This window comes from Cryobacterium sp. 10C3, assembly GCF_034314285.1.
In the GTDB taxonomy this organism is placed as follows: domain Bacteria; phylum Actinomycetota; class Actinomycetes; order Actinomycetales; family Microbacteriaceae; genus Cryobacterium; species Cryobacterium glucosi.
The window spans coordinates 2,542,824-2,561,071 of sequence record NZ_JAVIWF010000002.1; the positions used below are offsets into that span (position 1 = coordinate 2,542,824).

Below are 18,248 nucleotides of genomic sequence, written 5' to 3' on the forward strand. Positions count from 1 at the left end.
TACCCACAGTCCACCCCCGGAGTTCGTTGCAGAAACGAATGGGGCGGGAATGATCCAGGACACCGAGCGTGACAGGCTCATGCGGCGCGCCCTCTCCCTCGCCGCCAACGGCCCGGCCACCGGACTGAATCCGCGGGTCGGCTGCGTCATCGTCGACCCGGACGGCGTCGTCCTGGCAGAAGGCTGGCACCGCGGCGCCGGCACTGCCCACGCCGAGGTCGACGCCCTGTCGCACCTCCCGGCCGGAGCCGCCCGCGGCGCGACCGTCATCGTCACCCTCGAACCGTGCAACCACACCGGCCGCACCGGCCCCTGCGCCGTCGCCCTGATCGAAGCGGGCGTGAGCCGGGTCGTCTTCGCCGTCTCCGATCCCGGCCGCGCGTCGTCCGGCGGCGCAGAGCGACTCCGCGCCGCCGACGTCGAAGTCGTCGGCGGGGTGCTCGCCGACGAGGGAGAAGCCTTCCTCGCCGACTGGCTCGTCGCCGCGCGGCTCGGCCGCCCGTTCGTGACGCTCAAGTGGGCCTCGAGCCTCGACGGCCGGACCGCCGCGGCCGACGGCTCGAGCCGCTGGATCACCGGCCCGGATGCCCGCCTCGACGTGCACCGGCGGCGCACGGCCGCAGGCGCGATCCTCGTCGGCACCGGCACCGTGCTCGCGGACGACCCGGCCCTCACGGCCCGTGCCGCCGACGGAAGCCTGCTCCCCAACCAGCCGATCCCCGTGGTGATCGGCACCCGCGCGGTGCCTGCGGATGCCGCGATCCGGCAGCACCCGCATCCGCCGCTGTTCTACCCCGGCCCCGACCTGAACCGAATCCTCCAGGACCTGCACACCCGCGGCATCCGCAGCGCATTCATCGAGGGCGGACCGGGACTCGCGAGCGCCTTCGTCGAGGCCGGGCTTGTCGACGAGTACCTCGTCTACCTCGCTCCGACCCTGCTCGGCGGCGGCCGGCTCGCCCTCGGCGACATCGGCGTGACCGGGATCGACCAGCAACGCCGGCTCACGGTCGAGGGCATCGAGCGCCTCGGCGAGGACCTGCTCGTGATCGCCCGGCCCCTGGACTTCCCGCACGCGGAAACCGCACACACAGAGACAAGGATCTGACATGTTCACCGGAATCATCGAGGAACTCGGCACCGTCGACCGGGTCGAACAGGGCACGGATGCGGTGCGCCTGACCGTCCGCGGGCCTCTCGCCGTGTCCGGGGCCGCGATCGGCGACTCGATCTCCGTCAACGGCGTCTGCCTGACCGCCGTCGAGCGCACGCCGGAAACGTTCACCGCCGACGTGATGGCGCAGACCCTGCGCATGTCGACCCTCGCCGAGGCGGGGCCGGGAACACCGGTCAACCTCGAGCGCGCCGCCCTCGTCGGCGGGCGCCTCGGCGGGCACATCGTGCAGGGCCACATCGACGGCACGAGCGAGCTGCTCGCGGTCACCCCTGGCGACGCCTGGCGGGTGCTGCGGTTCAGCCTCTCCCCGAACTCGCGCCCCTCGTGACGAACAAGGGCTCGATCGCCGTCGACGGGGTCTCCCTCACGGTCAGCACGATCAGCCCGGCGACCGAACCCGAGCAGTGGTTTGAAGTCTCCCTCATCCCCGAAACCCTCACGGCCACCACGCTCGGAAAACGAACGGTCGGAGAGCACGTCAACATCGAAACCGATATCCTGGCCCGCCACGTCGAGCGCATGCTCGCCCTCGCGGACGCAGGATCACGAAGGAGTCACTCATGAGCCTCGCAGACATCCCCAGCGCGCTCGCGGAACTGCGTCTCGGCAAGCCGGTCATCGTCGCCGACGACGAAGGCAGGGAGAACGAGGGTGACGTGATCATCTCGGGGCAGATGGCCACCCAGGAATGGCTCGCGTGGACCGTGCGCTACTCCTCGGGGTTCATCTGCGCGCCGATGACCAATGAGCTCGCCGACAAGCTCAACCTGCCGATCATGGTGCCGAACAACGAAGACCCCCGCGGCACGAACTACACGATCTCCGTCGACGCCGCCGACCGGCTGAGCACCGGCATCAGCGCCGCGGACCGCGCCCACACCCTGCGCGTGCTCGCCGACCCGGCATCCACCCCCTCGAGCCTGCACCGGCCGGGCCACATCATGCCGCTGCGCGCGAAGGACGGCGGCGTGCGCGAACGCGACGGCCACACCGAGGCTGCCGTCGACCTGATGAAACTCGCCGGGCTCGCCCCCGTCGCCGGAATCTCCGAGATCGTCGCAGAGGACGGCGAGATGATGCGCCTGCCCGGCCTCCTCGAGCTCGGCGAACGCGAGGGTGTGCTCGTGATCACGATCGCCGACCTGATCGCCTACCTCGACGAGTTCCACGCGGACTCCGAGCTGCCGACCGCGCACGCCATCCGGGAATCCCCGCGCGTCGACTTCGAGGTCGAGACGACCGTGCCGACCCGGCACGGCGACTTCCAGATCCGGGCATACCGCGACCGGATGACCGGAGCGGACCACGTCGCCCTCGTCTCGGGGACGCCCAGGGACGGCGCCCTCGTGCGGGTGCACTCCGAGTGCCTCACCGGGGAGGCCTTCGGTTCGCTCAAGTGCGAGTGCGGACCGCAGCTCGACGCGGCTCTCGAAACCATCCAGGCCGAGGGCGGCATCGTGATCTACCTGCGCGGCCAGGAGGGTCGCGGCATCGGCCTGATCAACAAGCTGCGGGCATACAAGCTCCAGGAACAGGGCCTCGACACGATCGACGCGAACCTCGCGCTCGGCCTGCCCGCCGACGCCCGAGACTACGGCGCCGCGAGCGCCATCCTCGACCAGATGGGCATCTCCTCGGTGCGCCTGCTCACCAACAACCCCGAGAAGCTCCGCCAGCTCGAAGAGCACGGGGTCACGGTCGTCGAACGCGTTCCGCTCATCGTCGGCGTGGGCATCGACAACCAGGAATACCTCGCCGTGAAACGCGAACGCATGGGCCACCACCTGGCCGACCGGGACATCTTGAAAGGACTCGCACTATGAGTGGAGCAGGCTCGCCCACGGTCGTCGTCGACGGCACGGGCCTCACCATCGTCATCATCGCCGGCCGCTGGCACGACGTCATCACCGATGGGCTGATCGCCGGCGCCACCCGGGTGCTCGAGGCATCCGGCGCCACGTTCTCGCTCGTGCGCGTGCCGGGCAGCTTCGAGTTGCCGGTCGCCGCGAAGGTCGCCCTCGAGAATGGGGCGGATGCCGTCGTCGCGCTCGGCGTGATCATCCGCGGCGGCACCCCGCACTTCGAGTACGTGTCCGCTGCCGCAACGGACGGCCTCACCCGGGTCGCCCTCGACACCGGAAAGCCGGTCGGCTTCGGCGTGCTCACCCTCGACGACGAGCAGCAGGGCCTCGACAGGGCCGGCCTGCCCGGTTCGAAGGAGGACAAGGGCGAGGAAGCGGCATCCGCTGCGATCAACACCGCCCAGGTGCTGCGCGCCCTCCGTATGCCGAATTCGTAATACCCGAGATCGGTCACTGGGAGCGGATGCCGGCAGGGGCATCCGCTCGCACCCTCGGCCCCGGAAACGGAAAGTCCCGATTGGGCGACGGTTCGCCTCAGGATTTGAGTCCGACGAGTCACGGACGTATGGTGCAGAGTGACCGCCACAAGCGGACACCTCCCTCCGGGCAACCCCCGCGCGGGCACGACGCCTGATCGACGCCGGCGCTCCCGCACGGGTCGACACGCCCGATCACGCCCCCTCACCACGGAATGACTCTCTTCCATGTCCTCATCCACACTGTCGCATCCGTCAGCCGCAACCCCCGAGCCGCAGGCGCCCACCAACCCCCGCAGCCGCGTCGTGCTCGCGAGCCTCATCGGCACCACGATCGAGTTCTACGACTTCTACGTCTACGCGACCGCGGCGGTTCTCGTCTTCCCGCACCTCTTCTTCCCGACCGGCAATGAGACCACGGCGCTGCTCGCCTCCTTCGCGGTCTTCGGCGCGGCCATGGTCGCCCGTCCCGTCGGCGCCCTCGTCTTCGGGCACTTCGGCGACAAGGTCGGCCGCAAGGCGACCCTCGTCGGAGCGCTGCTCACGATGGGCATCGCGACCTTCCTGATCGGGGTGCTCCCGACGTACGCCCAGGTCGGCTGGTTCGCCCCGCTGCTGCTCGTCGTGCTGCGCCTCGCCCAGGGCTTCGCGCTCGGCGGAGAGTGGAGCGGTGCCGCCCTCGTGGCGACGGAGAACGCTCCGAAGGGCAAACGCGCCTGGTACGGAACCTTCCCGCAGGTCGGCGCGCCGATCGGCTTCATCATCGCGAACGGCCTGTTCCTGCTGATCGCCACGCTGCTGCCGAGCGACGACCCGACCCGGCCGTCCACCGCGTTCCTCGAGTGGGCCTGGCGGGTGCCGTTCCTGTTCTCCGCGGTGATGGTCATCATCGGCCTGTGGGTGCGGCTGCGCCTCGTCGAAAGCGACGCCTTCACGAAGGCCACGCGCACGAACCGGGTGCACAAGCTCCCGCTCGCCGCGGTGTTCAAGTCCAACTGGCGCGAACTGATCCTCGGCACCTTCATCATGCTCGCGACCTACGTGCTGTTCTACCTGATGACGACGTTCAGCCTGAGCTACGGCCGCGCGGCGACGACCGCTCCCGTCGCGGGCCTCGGCTACAGCTACACGACCTTCGTGCTGATGATGATCGCCGGCGTGCTGTTCTTCGGCGTGTTCACCCTCGCCTCCGGGCCCTGGGCCGACCGCTTCGGCCGCCGCCGCACCCTGATCTGGGTCACCCTCGCGATCATCGTCTTCGGACTGCTCTTCGTGCCGCTGCTCGGCGCCGGGTTCCTCGGCGTGATGATCTTCCTGATCCTCGGCTTCACCCTGATGGGCATGACGTTCGGGCCGATGGGCGCCCTCCTGCCCGAACTGTTCCCGACAGCGGTGCGGTACACAGGTTCCGCGTTCGCGTACAACATGAGCTCGATCCTCGGTGCGGCGGTCGCCCCGTTCATCGCCGTCTGGCTCTGGACGCTCGGCGGCGGCAGCCCGTTCTGGGTCGGCGTGTACCTCTCCGTGATGGCGGTCATCACCCTGGTCGCCCTCCTGCTCAGCCGCGAGACCAAGGACGTCGACATCGAGGCGTAGCGCGACCCCTCCGTGGCCTTTCCGGTCGAGAGTGCCCGTTGCGCGGGTCGCTCTCGACCGGAAAGGGACGGGTCACGGGCGGGGTTTGAGGTTAAGCTCGATTGGTGAGTACCCCGATCAGTGACGCCAGCACGCCCGCCGAAACCGCAGCATCCACCGGGCCCGCACCGGCCGCGGCACCGAAGCCGCGCAGCCGCCTCGGGCGTCTCGGGCGTCGGGCGGATGCCGCGACCGGCCCCCGCGCCACCTTCGGCCAGCTGCTCCCCTACCTTCTCGAGCACAAGAAGGTGCTCAGTGTCGTCGTCCTGCTGAGCATCCTCGGGGCGCTCGCGAGCCTCGCCCAGCCGCTGCTGGTCAGCCAGGTCATCACCGTCGTGCAGCAGAACCAGCCGCTCGGCGCACTCGTCTGGGGGCTCGTCGCGCTCGTCGTGGTGTCCGGCCTGATCAGCGGATACCAGCACTACCTGCTGCAGCGCACCGGTGAAGGCGTCGTGCTCTCGAGCCGGCGCAAGCTCATCGGGCGGATGCTGCGCCTCCCGATCAGCGAGTTCGACACCCGCCGCACCGGAGACCTCGTCTCCCGGGTCGGCTCTGACACGACCCTGCTGCGCGCCGTGCTCACCCAGGGACTCGTCGAGGCGATCGGCGGTTCGCTCACCTTCCTCGGCGCGCTGATCGCGATGCTCGTGATCGACCCGGTTCTGCTCGGGCTGACCGTGCTCGTGATCGCGGCATCCGTCGTCACGGTCACGCTGCTGTCGCAGCGGATCCGCGTCGCGAGCCGCATGGCCCAGGAGAAGGTCGGCGCCCTCGCCGCGAGCGTCGAGCGGGCGATCAGCTCGATCCGCACCGTGCGCGCCTCGAACGCGACGGACCGCGAGATCGCGGCCGTCGACGCCGACGCGACCGGCGCGTACCAGATGGGGCTGCAGGTCGCGAAGATCTCGGCCCTCGTCGTGCCGATCGCCGGCATCGCGATGCAGGTGTCCTTCCTCGTCGTGCTCGGCGTCGGCGGCTTCCGGGTCGCGAGCGGCCAGATCACGGTCGCGAACCTGATCGCGTTCATCCTCTTCCTGTTCCTGATGATCCTGCCGCTCGGCCAGGCCTTCGGCGCGATCACCTCGGTCAACTCGGCGCTCGGCGCCCTCGGCCGCATCCAGGAGATCATCGACCTGCCCGCAGAGGACCAGTTCGACCGCGACCTGTTCCCGCTCGCGATCACCGTCGGCGCCGCCAACGAATCGGTCCGCCCGGACGCCCCCGCGATCTCCTTCGAGAACGTGTTCTTCGGGTATGCGACCCAGGCGCCGACGGCGGATGCCGCGGCGCCCGCCGACGCCGCGGGCGACGGCGGGCCTGGTGCCGGGCCTGGTACCGGGTCCGGTACCGGCGATTCCGGCGGTTCGCCTGCCGGTCTCCCCGCGGACGTCATGCCGAACGCGCTCGTGACGGCCCTCGTTGCTCCCGGCGTGATCGAGGCGATGCTTGCCGAACCCGACCTGGTCGACGCCGATCTCGCCGCTGCCGACCGCGCCGCGACCGACCGGGCGGCCGTCGACCTGGCTCACGCCGAGCAGGCCGCCGCCCACCTTGCCGCGGCGGAGCACGCCGCAGCAACTATGGCTGCCGCGCGGCCCGCCGCAGCCCTCGCCGCGGAGTCCGCGGCCGCGGCGAACGCGTCCGCCAGGGCCGCCGCGACCGCCGCCGCCTCTGCCGAGGCCGCCGCCGAGGCATCGGCCGCGATGACCGCAGCGGTATATGCGGCGGCCACAGGCACCGTGTCGATCGCCGCGGTCGCAGCGGCCACGGCGTTTGCCGCCCCGGACCAGGCCTCCGACGCCGAGGTGCCCGGCCTTTCCGCCGCGGACGACTCCGCGACCGACGCCCCGGGCACCGCTGCCGCGCCCGACGCGCCCGTTTCGCCCGATGCGCCCGATACGCCCGCCTCAGCCGCTTCGGCGACCTCGGTCGATTCGCCTGCGTCGCCCGCTTCGACCGTGTCGCCCGCCTCGGCCACGTCTGAGAGCTCGGATACCGATGCCGTTGTGGACGCCGGCACGGCATCCACCGGCTCTTCCGCGACCGCGACCGCCGCGACGCCGAGCACGCCGTCCGATGCCGGGCCCGATGACGGTCCGCACACAGCCCCGGCTTTCGGGTCGGCGGATGACACCGGTGCGCCCAGCGTCGATGCCGGCCCGGGCGCTGACCGGTCCGAGCCGCGGCCCGTGCTGCGCGGGGTGTCGTTCAGCGCTCCGCGCGGACTGCGCACCGCCCTCGTCGGCCCGTCCGGCGCCGGGAAGAGCACCATTCTGGCGCTCATCGAACGGTTCTACGACCCGAATGCGGGCGTCGTCCGACTGGGTGGGCTGGACATCCGCACCCTGGATCGCACGGCGCTGCGGTCGCAGATCGGCTACGTCGAGCAGGACGCCCCCGTGCTCGCCGGCTCGCTGCGCGACAACCTCGTGCTCTCGGCGCCGGATGCGACCGACGAGGAGTGCATCGCCGTACTCCACGCGGTCAACCTCGGCGAGGTGCTCGAGCGCGACCCGGCCGGGCTCGGCGCCGCCGTCGGGGAATCCGGCGTGATGCTCTCCGGCGGGGAGCGCCAGCGGCTCGCGATCGCGCGGGCGCTGCTCGCGGCGCCGCCGATCCTGCTGCTCGACGAGTCGACCTCGAGCCTCGACGGGGTCAACGAGCAGTTGATGCGGGCCGCGATCGACGCCGTCGCCGTCGACCGCACGCTCATCGTGATCGCGCACCGGCTCTCGACCGTCGTCGACTCCGACCAGATCGTGGTGCTCGACCACGGCCAGGTGATCGGGACCGGGACGCACTCCGAGCTCGTCGTGTCGACGCCGCTCTACCGCGAGCTCGCCAAGCACCAGCTGCTCGTTTAACCATTCGGGGACTCGCGCGCGGTGCCCGCACTGCCCCTGATGAATTCGACGGAGTCTTTGCGTTTCCGGCACGTGGGAGGCCGGTTTCGGTCCGAGATCCCTAAGAACTCCGTCGAATCGGTCGGGGGTAGCGGAGGGTGACGAGCTGGAACGGCCGAAGCTCGATGTCGAGAAGCTGCCCCACTTGCGCGAGCGGAAGGCCGGGTTCTGCCAGCCGGCGTTCGAGCAGGTCGGTCGGGTAGGCATCCGCTGCCTCGAAGCGGCGGATGACCCGGGCACGCGCCCGGGACCCGTGCGCCTCGTAGATGCGCACGACCAGGTCGCCGCTGCGGTCTTCGGCGAGTTTGACCGCCTCGATCACGACGGCGGGGTTGTCGACCTCGAGGAGCGATTCGATGCTGTCGCTCGCGACACCGGTCACGGTGCGCAGCGGGAGATTGAGCCGGTAGCCCTCGGTGATCGCGTCCGCGATGCTCGCGCCCGGTCGCACCGAGACCCGGAAGGCGTGCCTGCCCTGGTCGGCCTCGGGGTCCGGGAAGAGTGCCGCGCGCAGGAGCGACAGCCGCACCGTCGTCGTGGCGCGGCCGGCGGCATCCGTCGTGCGGGTCATGTCGTGGCCGTAGGTGGAATCGTTGGCCACCGCCACCCCGTAGCCGGGCTCGCCGACGTGCACCCAGCGGTGCGCGCAGGTTTCGAAGCGGGCGGTGTCCCAGGAGGTGTTCGCGTGCGTCGGGCGATAGACGTGCCCGAACTGGATTTCCGAGGCGGCCCGTTCGGCGTGCACGTCGAACGGGAACTCGATCTTCAGGAGCTTCTGGCGTTCGTGCCAGTCCACGTCCAAGGCGAGGTCGAGCGCCGGGGAGCCGGCGGCGAGGGTGATGTCCTGCACGAGTCGGGAACCGCCGAACTCCCGCGTCACCCGCACGCAGGCCTCGGCGGGCGTGTCGGTGACGACCTCGACGGACACGGCGTCGTCGAGCGGAACGGTCGTGCGCTTGTAGTGGGCGTCGATGTCCCAGGCGTCCCACTGGGTGGGAGTGTCGCGGTGCAGCAGCAGCCGGTTGCCGCGGCTGCCGGACGGGATGAGTTCCCGGTCGGCGCGGAGGTCGCGCACGGAGGTGAGGAGTCCGTCGGCGTCGATCGAGACGCTGACGAGGCCGTTCGCGAGCACGAGCAGGCCGGACACCGTGCGGGCCACGGTCGCGGGGGCATCCGCCAGGCCCGCGTCGTTTCTGACCGTCGCGCCCGGACCGGCGCCGAGGGCTGGCACACCGGACAGGGCGTATGGACCCGCGTTGAGTGCCACGGTTCGGTCGCCGGCGCCGCAGAGTGCGGTCACGGATGCCGCGACGAGCGCACCGACGTCCCGAGCGACCTCCGCGTAGCGGCGTTCGGCCTCCTGGTGCACCCAGGCGATCGAGGAACCGGGCAGGATGTCGTGGAACTGCTGGAGCAGCACGGTCTGCCAGGCCCGCTCGAGCGCGTCATACGGGTAGGCGGCCCCGGTGCGGATGCTCGCGGTCGCGGCCCAGAGCTCGGCCTCCCGCAGCAGATGCTCGCTGCGCCGGTTGCCGCGTTTCGTCCGGGCCTGCGACGTGTATGTACCGCGGTGGAACTCGAGGTAGAGCTCACCCGACCAGATCGGCGCCTCCGGGTACTCGGCCTCTGCGGCCTCGAAGAACCGTCGCGGGGTGGAGAGCTCGACCGTCGGTGACCCTTCGAGCGAGGCGGTCCGGCGGGCGGCGGCGATCATCTCTGCCGTCGGGCCGCCCCCGCCGTCGCCCCAGCCGAAGGGGACGAGCGAGGTGTCAGCCATGCCCTTCTCGGAATACTGGGTCTCCGCACGGGCGAGATCCGCGCCGGAGAGGTCGGAACTGTAGGTGTCGACGGGCGGGAAGTGCGTGAAGATGCGGGTGCCGTCGATGCCCTCCCAGCGGAAGGAATGGTGCGGCATCGGGTTCGTCTCGTTCCAGGACGACTTCTGGGTGAGGAACCAGCGCGACCCCGCCGCCGCGATGATCTGCGGGAGCGCTGCGGAATAGCCGAACGAGTCCGGCAGCCAGACCTCGAGCGGCTCGATCCCGAACTCCTCGAGGAAGAACCGTTTGCCGGCGACGAACTGCCTGGCCAGGGATTCCCCGCCGGGCATATTCGTGTCCGACTCGACCCACATCCCCCCGACAGGCACGAAAGCACCCGCGGCGACCTGGGCGCGCACCCGCTCGAACAGCTCGGGGTAGTACTCCTTGAGCCAGGCGTACTGCTGGGCGGATGACGCGGCGAAGGTGCATCCCGGATACTCCCCGGCCAGGGCCAGCACGTTCGAGAACGTGCGGGCGACCTTGCGCACGGTCTCCCGCACCGGCCAGAGCCAGGCACTGTCGATGTGGGCGTGCCCGACCGCGTGCACCCGGTGCGCGCTCGCGGCGGCGGGCTGCGCGAGCGCGGGGGCGAGCACGGCCCGGCCTCGCGCGGCCGATCCGGAGACATCATCCGGGTCGAGCATGTCAAGGCAGCGCTCGAGGGCGCGCAGGATCCCGGCAGCGCGCGTCGACCCGTGCGGCAGGGCACGGCGGAGACCGTCGAGGGCGAGGACGTCCTGCAGTAACTCCCAGACCTCGTCGTCGCGGAGCGCGAGGTCGAGCTGTCGCAGCCGATAGAGCGGTTCGGTGCCTGCCGTGGCCGGGTCGCCGTTCCGGGTCGGCACGAACGTGAACCCCGCGGTGACGTCGGGGTTGGCGGCCGCCTCGACGTAGAAGTCGACGGATGCCGGGGCGCCCGTTGCGTCCAACGGTCGCGATACAAGCGGCGCAAGCGGCAGGGAGCGGTTGCGCGGCGCGATCCCCTTGATCACGGCACCGCCTGCGGTCCAGGCGATGCCCTCGGCCTGGAACCCCGGCGTCGTGTCGGTGAAGCCGAGGTCGACGACGGCCTCGATCCGGGTACCGGGCTGCCCGGCCCAGTCCGCGGGGATCACGCCCGTCGCGTGGAACCAGACCGTCGCCCAGGGGCGGCCCCATGCCTCGCCGGGGGCGAACGGAGCGTAGGACTGCTGCACGGCCTCGGCGAAGGTCGCGGGGGCATCCGTCACCGGAGCCGCCGACACCCAGGCCGAGACCTGCAGCGGCACGACCGCGCGGTACACGGCCGGCCGCAGCCGTTCGCGGAGGAACCGGTCGATGCGCTTCTGGATCAGTGCGGCCTCGTCGTCCATGCCAGCATCCTACGACCGCCCGCGGGGGCGAACTCAGGAAATCCGCACCGGTTGGTCGGAACTGCCGCACTGTTCCGCGGCCCCGGCTGCGCATCCCGCCGGATCTCCTGAGTGAGCCCCGCGCGGTCCAGGTGACGCCGAGCACGCGCGAGGCACACAGACCCGGTCAGCCCAGGTGCACGATCTCGGGGGCACCGACCAGGTCCGCCTTCGAGTGCTTGATCAAGAAGAACGAGATCGGAGCGGCGAGCAGGATCAGCCCGGCAGCCCAGAGGAACGCGACCGAATACCCGCTCACGAAGGCGTCGAGCTGAACGGTCGGCGTCGCCGGGTTCGAGGCCAGGTAGCTTGAGATCGCGGCCGTGTACAGGGCGGTGAACAGGGCGGTGCCGATCGACCCGCCGATCTGCTGGGTCGCGGACACCGCGGCGCTGGCCACGCCGGCGTCGTGCGCGTCGATGCCGGCGAGGGCGACGTTCTGCAGCGGTACGAAGATGGCTGCGAGGCCGATGCCGAGCAGGATGACACCCGGCAGCACACGCAGCACGTAGTCGTCCTGGACAGTGACGAAGGACAACCAGGCGAGCCCGGCTGCGGCGATGACCGGGCCGATCGTCAGGGGCAGGCGCACGCCGACCTTCGGCAGGATGCCGGAGAGCGCGGTCGCGCAGACCATGATGGTCGCCGTCATCGGGAGCGAGGCGAGCCCGGAACGCAGCGGCGAGTAACCGAGCACGATCTGGAAGTACAGGGTGAGGAAGAAAAGACCGCCGAGGAGGCTCGCTCCGGTGAGCAGCGAAACCAGGAAGGCCCCGCCGCGGACCCGGTCGGTGACGACCCGGAGCGGCAGCAGCGGGTTCGTCGCCCGGGCCTCGACGATGACGAAGGCCACGAGGAGCACGACGCCGAGGGCGAGGAAGCCGATCGTCTCGACCCGCCCCCAGCCGTTCTCGGCCTGGCTGAAGCCATAGACGAGTGAGGCGAGGCCTGTGACGATGAGGATCACGCCGGGCAGGTCATAGCGGGTATTTCCGTGCGCGCGGCTCTCCTGCATCAGCGGGATCGCGGCGAGGATCGCGACGAGGGCGATCGGCACGTTGACGAGCAGGCACCAGTTCCAGCTGGTGAACTCGGTGAGCACCCCGCCGAGCACGAGGCCGACGGCCGCGCCGCCGCCACCGATCGCGCCGTAGACGGCGAAGGCCTTGATCCGGTCCTTGCCGCCGGGGAAGGTGATCGTGAGGATCGCGAGAGAGGCCGGGGCGAGCAGGGCGGCGAATGCACCCTGCAGGCCGCGGGAGATCAGAAGCTGGGTGGTGGTGTCTGCGAGGCCGCCGACCATGGATGCGAGCGCGAAGCCGGCCATCCCGACGAGGAAGGAGCGCTTGCGGCCCCAGTAGTCAGCGATGCGGCCGCCGAGCAGCAGCAGCGAGCCGAAGGCGAGGGCGTAGATCGTGACGACCCAGGTGCGGTCGCCGTCGCTCATGCCGAGGGCGAGCTGCGCCTTCGGCAGGGCGATGTTGACGATGGTCCCGTCGAGCACGACCATGAGCTGGGCCAGTGCGAGCACGGCGAGGAGCCACCAGCGGCGCGGGTGAGCTGCGGGATCGTGCAGGGGCGGGGAGGAGACGGAGAGAGCAGGAGCAGGGGAACTCATCGAGACAGAAATCCTATTCAAACGAACTAGTTGGTTGGGATAGGTATGATCTTAGTCATGAGAAGTGACGGTGAAGCGACCCGCGAGCGAATTCTCGATGCAGCCCAGGCCGAGTTCGCCCGGTACGGACTGGCCGGCGCGCGCGTCGACCGCATCGCCACGGCCGCGAAGGCGAGCAAGGAGCGCCTCTATGCATACTTCGGCGACAAGGGCGCCCTGTTCACCGCGGTGCTCGAGGTCAACCGGCGCGACGTGATGGCCGCGATCCCTATGGACACGGACGACCTGCCCGGCTTCGTCGGCCGGGTCTTCGACCACGTCGTCGAGTACCCCGAGCACGTGCGGATGCTCGACTGGGCCAGGCTCGAGGGCGCCGCCGCGCTGCTGCCGACGACCTCGGAATGGCGCAACGGCCCGGAGGCGGCCGCGATCGCGGCAGCCCAGTCCCGGGGCGACATCGACCCCGGCTGGGATCCGGAAGACCTCGTCACCCTCGTCTTCTCGCTCGCGACGTCGTGGGTGCACTCCCCCGGGGTGTTCCCCGCCCCGGGCAGCGCGCCGGAGGCATCCGTGCGGGAGCGCCGCCGCGCCGCAGCGGTCGCCGCCGCCCGCAAACTCATCGCCCCCTGAGCCGGGGCGGGCCGGGCAGCGGATGCCGCCGGTCGGCCCCGACGGCCCGCCGCTACCCCTTGAGGTGGTAGCGCACGCTCGAGAGTTCGGCGAGCAACGCAGCGGGGACCCGGTCGCCGAACTGGGCGAAGTAGTCCTCGGTAAGGTCGCACTCGGCGAGCCAGCTGGTCTTGTCGATGTGGAACAGCTGCTCCACGGTCTCGTCCGAGAGGTCGAGACCGGCAAGGTCGAGGGCGCCCGCGGCGGGGAGGCGTCCGATCGGAGTGTCGACGGCATCCGTCGACCCTTCGATGCGGCGCACGATCCACTCGATCACCCGCGAGTTCTCGCCGAAGCCGGGCCAGAGGAAGCTGCCGTCCGCGCCCTTGCGGAACCAGTTGACCTGGAAGATCTCGGGGCGCGGCTGCCGAGGCCCTTGCCGACCTTCAGCCAGTGCGCCCAGTAGTCGGCCATGTTGTAGCCGCAGAACGGGAGCATCGCGAAGGGGTCGCGGCGGAGTTCGCCGACGGTGCCCTCTGCGGCGGCGGTCTTCTCGGACGAGATCGTCGCCCCCATGAAGACGCCGTGCTTCCAGCTGCGGGCCTGGGCGACGAGGGGCACGTTCGTGGCGCGCCGCCCGCCGAAGAGGATCGCGTCGATCGGAACGCCGCCCGCGGCCTCCCAGTCGTCGGAGATCGAGGGGCACTGCGCCGCCGCGACCGTGAAGCGGGAGTTCGGGTGGGCGGCCGGCGTCGGCGACGAGGGCGTCCAGTCGTTGCCCTCCCAGTCGATCAGGTGACTCGGCGGGGTCGCGGTGAGGCCTTCCCACCAGACGTCACCGTCGTCGCGGAGGGCGACGTTCGTGAAGATCGTGTTGCCCCAGACGGTCTGCACCGCGGTCGGGTTGGTCTCGATGCCGGTGCCGGGGGCGACGCCGAAGAAGCCCGCCTCCGGGTTGATCGCCCAGAGGCGGCCGTCGGGGCCGGGGCGGAGCCAGGCGATGTCGTCGCCGATCGTCTCGACGGACCAGCCGGGGATGGTCGGGCGCAGCATCGAGAGGTTGGTCTTGCCGCAGGCGGAGGGGAAGGCGCCCGCGAGGTGTACGGCGCGTCCCTCCGGCGAGGTGACCTTGATCAGAAGCATGTGCTCGGCGAGCCAGCCCTCGTCGCGGGCCATCACCGACGCGATCCGCAGGGCGAAGGACTTTTTCGAGAGCAGCGCGTTGCCGCCGTAGCCCGAGCCGTACGACCACACCTCGCGTGTCTCGGGGAACTGCACGATGTACTTGGTGTCGTTGCACGGCCACGTGACGTCCGGGCGGGTCTCGCCTGCGGCATCCGTGAGCGGGTAGCCGACGCTGTGGATGGTCTGCACCCAGCGGGCTCCTGCCTCGATCAGTTCGAGGACGGCGTTGCCCATCCGGGTCATGATGCCCATGTTGAGCACGACGTATGGCGAGTCGGTGATCTCGACGCCCAGCTGGGAGATCGGGCCGCCGAGCGGGCCCATCGAGAACGGCACGACGTACATCGTGCGGCCGCGCATGCTGCCGGCGAAGACGGCGCGCAGCTCGTCCTTCATCGCGGCGGGGTCGGCCCAGTTGTTGGTGGGGCCGGCGTCGTCGGGGTCCGTCGAGCAGATGAAGGTGCGGTCTTCGACCCTGGCGACGTCGGACGGGCTCGTCCGGGCGAGGTAGCTGTTGGGGCGCCACTCGGGGTTGAGCTTGATGAGCTTGCCCTCTGCGACGAGCTGCTTGGAGAGTTCGTCGGCCTCCCGGCTCGAACCGTCGCACCAGATCACTTCGTCCGGCTGGGTCAGCCGGGCGATGGAATCCACCCAGGACTGGAGATTGGGATCCGTGGTACCGGCGGTGTCGTCGGAATCGCTTCCGCTGGATGTGACTCGGAAGTGGGCGATGGTCATCTCCTGGCCTTTCTCGGTATGGGGTGTGCAGCGGATGCCTGCGGTCGTGATCGAAGCATCCGCCCGGCTTGTCGTCGGTGACTGGTCGTCCGTAACTTTGTGCTGCAGAACCAGAATGCGCGCAATCTTCCCTCTTGGATCAAAAAACTCTTGTTAAGAATCACGCTTCTTTAGATATTGTTAAGGAATGTCGACTCGAGCCTCTGACCTCGTCACCCTGGGCCTGCGCATCCGCCACTATCGCGGCGAGCGCGGCCTCACCCTCGACCAGCTGGGCGAGAGGGTCGGACTCGCGGGCAGCCAACTGTCGCTCATCGAAAACGGCCGGCGGGAACCGAAATTGTCGATCCTGCAGGACGTCGCGACCGCGCTCGGCGTTCCGATCGCCGACCTGCTCAACGGCGAGGCGCCGAACAAGCGGGCCGCGCTCGAGATCGAGCTCGCGCGGGCGCAGAAGAACCCGCTCTACGGTGCGCTCGGCCTGCCAGAGGTCAAGGTCACCAAGGGCATGCCCGTCACGGCCCTCGAGTCGCTCATCGGGTTGCACCGTGAGCTGGCGCGGCGCGCGAGCGAGGCGATCGCGACGCCGGAGGAGGCCAGGCGGGCGAACACCGAGCTGCGCGAGCTCATGCGCGAGCAGAACAACTACATGCCCGACATCGAGGAGCTCGCCGAGGACCGGGTGCGGGCATCCGGTCACGTCTCGGGCGCGCTCACGCACCGCGAGGTGAGCGTGATGGCCGAGCAGCTCGGGTTCAGCCTGATCTATGTCAACGACCTTCCGAACTCGACCCGCTCGGTGACCGACCTCGTCAACCACCGGATCTACCTGCCGCCGGCGTCGATTCCCGGCGGGCACGGGCTGCGGTCGATGGCGCTGCAGGCGATGGGGCACCGGCTGCTCGGGCACGAGCGCCCGGCGAGCTATGCCGAATTCCTGTGGCAGCGGCTCCAGATCAACTACTTCGCGGCCGCGTGCCTGATGCCGCCTGCCGCGTCCGTCGCGTTCCTCGCGCGCGCGAAACGCGAGCGCGAGCTCTCGGTCGAGGACTTCCGTGACGCGTTCGGGGTGACCCACGAGGCCGCGGCGCTGCGCCTGACCAACCTCGCCACCTCACACCTGGACATGCCGCTGCACTTCCTCAGGGTCACCGGCGACGGCGCCCTGCAGAAGGGCTACGAGAACGACGGCCTGCCGCTGCCGGTCGATGTCACCGGTTCGATCGAAGGCCAGTTCGTCTGCAAGCAGTGGAGTGCCCGCAGCGCCTTCACGCACACCAACCGCACGACCGAGTTCTACCAGTACACCGACACACCGGCCGGCACCTTCTGGTCGGCCACCCAGACCGGGGCGGCGGATGGCGGTGAGTTCTCGATCAGCGTCGGGGTGCCGTTCGTGCACGCCAAGTGGTTCCGCGGACGCGAGACCGTGCAGCGAGCCGTGTCGCGCTGCCCGGACGAGTCCTGCTGCCGCCGGCCGGCCTCCGACCTGGCCGCGCACTGGGCCGGCCACGCCTGGCCGAGCGCCCGCCTGCACGCGCACGTGCTCTCGCCCCTGCCGAGCGGCACCTTCCCCGGCGTCGACGACACCGAGGTCTACGAATTCCTCGAGGCCCACGCTGCCCCCTGAGCCGCAGGCGACACCTGGGGAGGAGTGTGACGAAACCTCGACGTGTTCGGCTATTCGAATTCAGCGAGGCCGTATCGTCTGATGCGCTCGTACAGGGTTCCGCGGGAGATGCCCAGCATCTCGGCTGCCAGCGACTTGTTCCCGTGAAGGGAAATCAGGGTCGAGAGGATGGTCTCGCGCTCCATGCGCTCCAACAGCTTCAGATCGAGGTACTTGTTCGGCAGCGCTCCGAGAACCGGTGGGACGGACGCGGAAGGCGCGTAAATCTCGATCGGGTCGAAGACCAACGAGTAGAACTCCTCCCCGTCACCGTTGTGGCGCACGACGGTGACCCGACGGCCGTTGGGCATCCGGCCCTGCCTCGTGTCGGGGCGCAGGTCCTGAATGAACGCCCTGATGACACCATGGGTGTAGTTCTGGCCTTCCAGGTCCTTCTCGAAGATTATGGTGTTCGAATCGACCGTGATGACCGGGCATTTAGTGATGTGCTTGGTCTTCAGGTGAGCATCCAGGAGTCGGCGCTGCTGGGAGCGCATTCCTGACGCGAGAATCTGCTGGAATCCATTGACGACGGTCTTCAGCGCGATGCGGAGATGCTTGTTTTCCTCCACGGCCAGGCACGTGATGTTGACCGCGCCGACGACCTGGTTCGTCAGGGGTGGACCACTGGGCTTGCAGCGCACACGAGGTGGCGCCACAAGGGGTTGAAGTGATCGTTTCCCGATACCGTGACCGGCTGGCCGCTCGCCAAAGCGATTGCGATTCCGCTGGGTCCGACGGACTGTTCATCGATGACCGCACCCTGAACGACGTTCACTCGGTCCAGTTGCTTGCGAATGGAGTCGTTGGCGGCCCATTGATAGGTGATGGCGCCCTTCGGGTTCGCGAACGATATCCAGGTGTTCGTGTCGTCCAAAGTGCTTGCCGTCGCGTTGATGACCTTCATGGCAGCCTGGGCGAGCTCGCCGATTTCGACCTCGGTCTCGCCGATCTCGTCGATGTTGAAGGTTTCGGGGTTGAGCCCCCGGTGCAAGGCGCGATCCCATGACTGGCGAATCAAGTCACCGTTGTGGGCGGGCGGTTGGACCGGGCCGGCGGGGGGACGGGTCGAGGTAATCATCACAATTCCCACCTTTCAGCTCGTCGTTGAGTCGGGCTCAGCATTGAGCTGGGGTAAGCATATGTGCACATCCCCCCGGAG

The 18,248-nt window shown here is 69.7% G+C and carries 11 protein-coding genes and 2 pseudogenes; 8 read left to right on the plus strand and 5 right to left on the minus strand.

What is annotated here, in order from left to right:
* Window positions 1–49 precede the first annotated feature (49 nt).
* The 6 genes and pseudogenes from ribD (at window position 50) to RGU41_RS13050 (ending at window position 8,014) form a co-directional block, all read left to right on the plus strand.
* Window positions 50–1,108, plus strand: coding sequence for a bifunctional diaminohydroxyphosphoribosylaminopyrimidine deaminase/5-amino-6-(5-phosphoribosylamino)uracil reductase RibD (gene ribD / locus RGU41_RS13025; protein WP_322136435.1), 1,059 nt, complete (start codon window positions 50–52; stop codon window positions 1,106–1,108).
* Window position 1,109: 1 nt separating this feature from the next.
* Window positions 1,110–1,741 (plus strand): annotated as a pseudogene (locus tag RGU41_RS13030) (riboflavin synthase).
* Window positions 1,738–3,000: a GTP cyclohydrolase II gene (gene ribA, locus RGU41_RS13035; protein WP_322136436.1), complete on the plus strand. Its 1,263-nt coding sequence runs from the start codon at window positions 1,738–1,740 to the stop codon at window positions 2,998–3,000. Before RGU41_RS13030 ends, ribA begins: the two are co-directional and overlap by 4 nt.
* Window positions 2,997–3,476 (plus strand): 6,7-dimethyl-8-ribityllumazine synthase, encoded by a 480-nt coding sequence (ribH, locus tag RGU41_RS13040; protein ID WP_322136437.1) that lies wholly within the window; start codon window positions 2,997–2,999, stop codon window positions 3,474–3,476. The genes ribA and ribH overlap by 4 nt, the downstream gene beginning before the upstream one ends.
* Before the next feature lie 267 nt (window positions 3,477–3,743).
* Entirely contained in the window at window positions 3,744–5,111 is a 1,368-nt protein-coding gene (locus RGU41_RS13045) for an MFS transporter (RefSeq protein WP_322136438.1), read from the plus strand.
* 104 nt (window positions 5,112–5,215) lie between these two features.
* Entirely contained in the window at window positions 5,216–8,014 is a 2,799-nt protein-coding gene (locus RGU41_RS13050; protein ID WP_416172930.1) for an ABC transporter transmembrane domain-containing protein, read from the plus strand.
* Between the two features lie 100 nt (window positions 8,015–8,114).
* Here RGU41_RS13050 and RGU41_RS13055 read toward each other — a convergent pair whose 3' ends face one another.
* On the minus strand, window positions 8,115–11,228 hold the full coding sequence (locus RGU41_RS13055) for an alpha-mannosidase (RefSeq protein WP_322136439.1): 3,114 nt from the start codon (window positions 11,226–11,228) through the stop codon (window positions 8,115–8,117).
* 166 nt (window positions 11,229–11,394) lie between these two features.
* Window positions 11,395–12,885, minus strand: a complete 1,491-nt coding sequence (locus RGU41_RS13060; protein ID WP_322136440.1) for an MFS transporter — start codon at window positions 12,883–12,885, stop codon at window positions 11,395–11,397.
* A gap of 57 nt (window positions 12,886–12,942) precedes the next feature.
* On the opposite strand from RGU41_RS13060, the gene RGU41_RS13065 reads away from it, so the two are divergent.
* The gene (locus RGU41_RS13065) at window positions 12,943–13,515 is read left to right on the plus strand and encodes a TetR/AcrR family transcriptional regulator (RefSeq protein WP_322136441.1); all 573 of its coding nucleotides are present in this window, start codon (window positions 12,943–12,945) and stop codon (window positions 13,513–13,515) included.
* Window positions 13,516–13,567: 52 nt separating this feature from the next.
* On the opposite strand, the pseudogene RGU41_RS13070 reads toward RGU41_RS13065, so the two are convergent.
* Window positions 13,568–15,417 (minus strand): annotated as a pseudogene (locus RGU41_RS13070) (phosphoenolpyruvate carboxykinase (GTP)).
* A 187-nt stretch (window positions 15,418–15,604) separates the two neighbouring features.
* On the opposite strand from RGU41_RS13070, the gene RGU41_RS13075 reads away from it, so the two are divergent.
* Window positions 15,605–17,047 carry a helix-turn-helix domain-containing protein gene (locus RGU41_RS13075; RefSeq protein WP_322136442.1) on the plus strand — a complete coding sequence of 481 codons (1,443 nt, stop codon included), beginning with the start codon at window positions 15,605–15,607 and terminating at the stop codon, window positions 17,045–17,047.
* Window positions 17,048–17,097: 50 nt separating this feature from the next.
* Here RGU41_RS13075 and RGU41_RS13080 read toward each other — a convergent pair whose 3' ends face one another.
* Window positions 17,098–17,658, minus strand: a complete 561-nt coding sequence (locus RGU41_RS13080) for a helix-turn-helix domain-containing protein (RefSeq protein WP_322136443.1) — start codon at window positions 17,656–17,658, stop codon at window positions 17,098–17,100.
* 41 nt (window positions 17,659–17,699) lie between these two features.
* Window positions 17,700–18,167, minus strand: coding sequence for a hypothetical protein (locus tag RGU41_RS13085; protein WP_322136444.1), 468 nt, complete (start codon window positions 18,165–18,167; stop codon window positions 17,700–17,702).
* Window positions 18,168–18,248: the final 81 nt, after the last annotated feature.

What these genes read in the sequence shown, in the direction of transcription:
- RGU41_RS13075 (WP_322136442.1), top strand. Translation starts at nt 15,605, where the DNA reads ATGTCGACTCGAGCCTCTGACCTCGTCACCCTGGGCCTGCGCATCCGC.
- ribD (WP_322136435.1), top strand. Translation starts at nt 50, where the DNA reads ATGATCCAGGACACCGAGCGTGACAGGCTCATGCGGCGCGCCCTCTCC.
- RGU41_RS13065 (WP_322136441.1), top strand. Translation starts at nt 12,943, where the DNA reads ATGAGAAGTGACGGTGAAGCGACCCGCGAGCGAATTCTCGATGCAGCC.
- ribA (WP_322136436.1), top strand. Translation starts at nt 1,738, where the DNA reads ATGAGCCTCGCAGACATCCCCAGCGCGCTCGCGGAACTGCGTCTCGGC.
- RGU41_RS13055 (WP_322136439.1), bottom strand. Translation starts at nt 11,228, where the DNA reads ATGGACGACGAGGCCGCACTGATCCAGAAGCGCATCGACCGGTTCCTC.
- RGU41_RS13085 (WP_322136444.1), bottom strand. Translation starts at nt 18,167, where the DNA reads ATGATTACCTCGACCCGTCCCCCCGCCGGCCCGGTCCAACCGCCCGCC.
- RGU41_RS13045 (WP_322136438.1), top strand. Translation starts at nt 3,744, where the DNA reads ATGTCCTCATCCACACTGTCGCATCCGTCAGCCGCAACCCCCGAGCCG.
- RGU41_RS13060 (WP_322136440.1), bottom strand. Translation starts at nt 12,885, where the DNA reads ATGAGTTCCCCTGCTCCTGCTCTCTCCGTCTCCTCCCCGCCCCTGCAC.
- ribH (WP_322136437.1), top strand. Translation starts at nt 2,997, where the DNA reads ATGAGTGGAGCAGGCTCGCCCACGGTCGTCGTCGACGGCACGGGCCTC.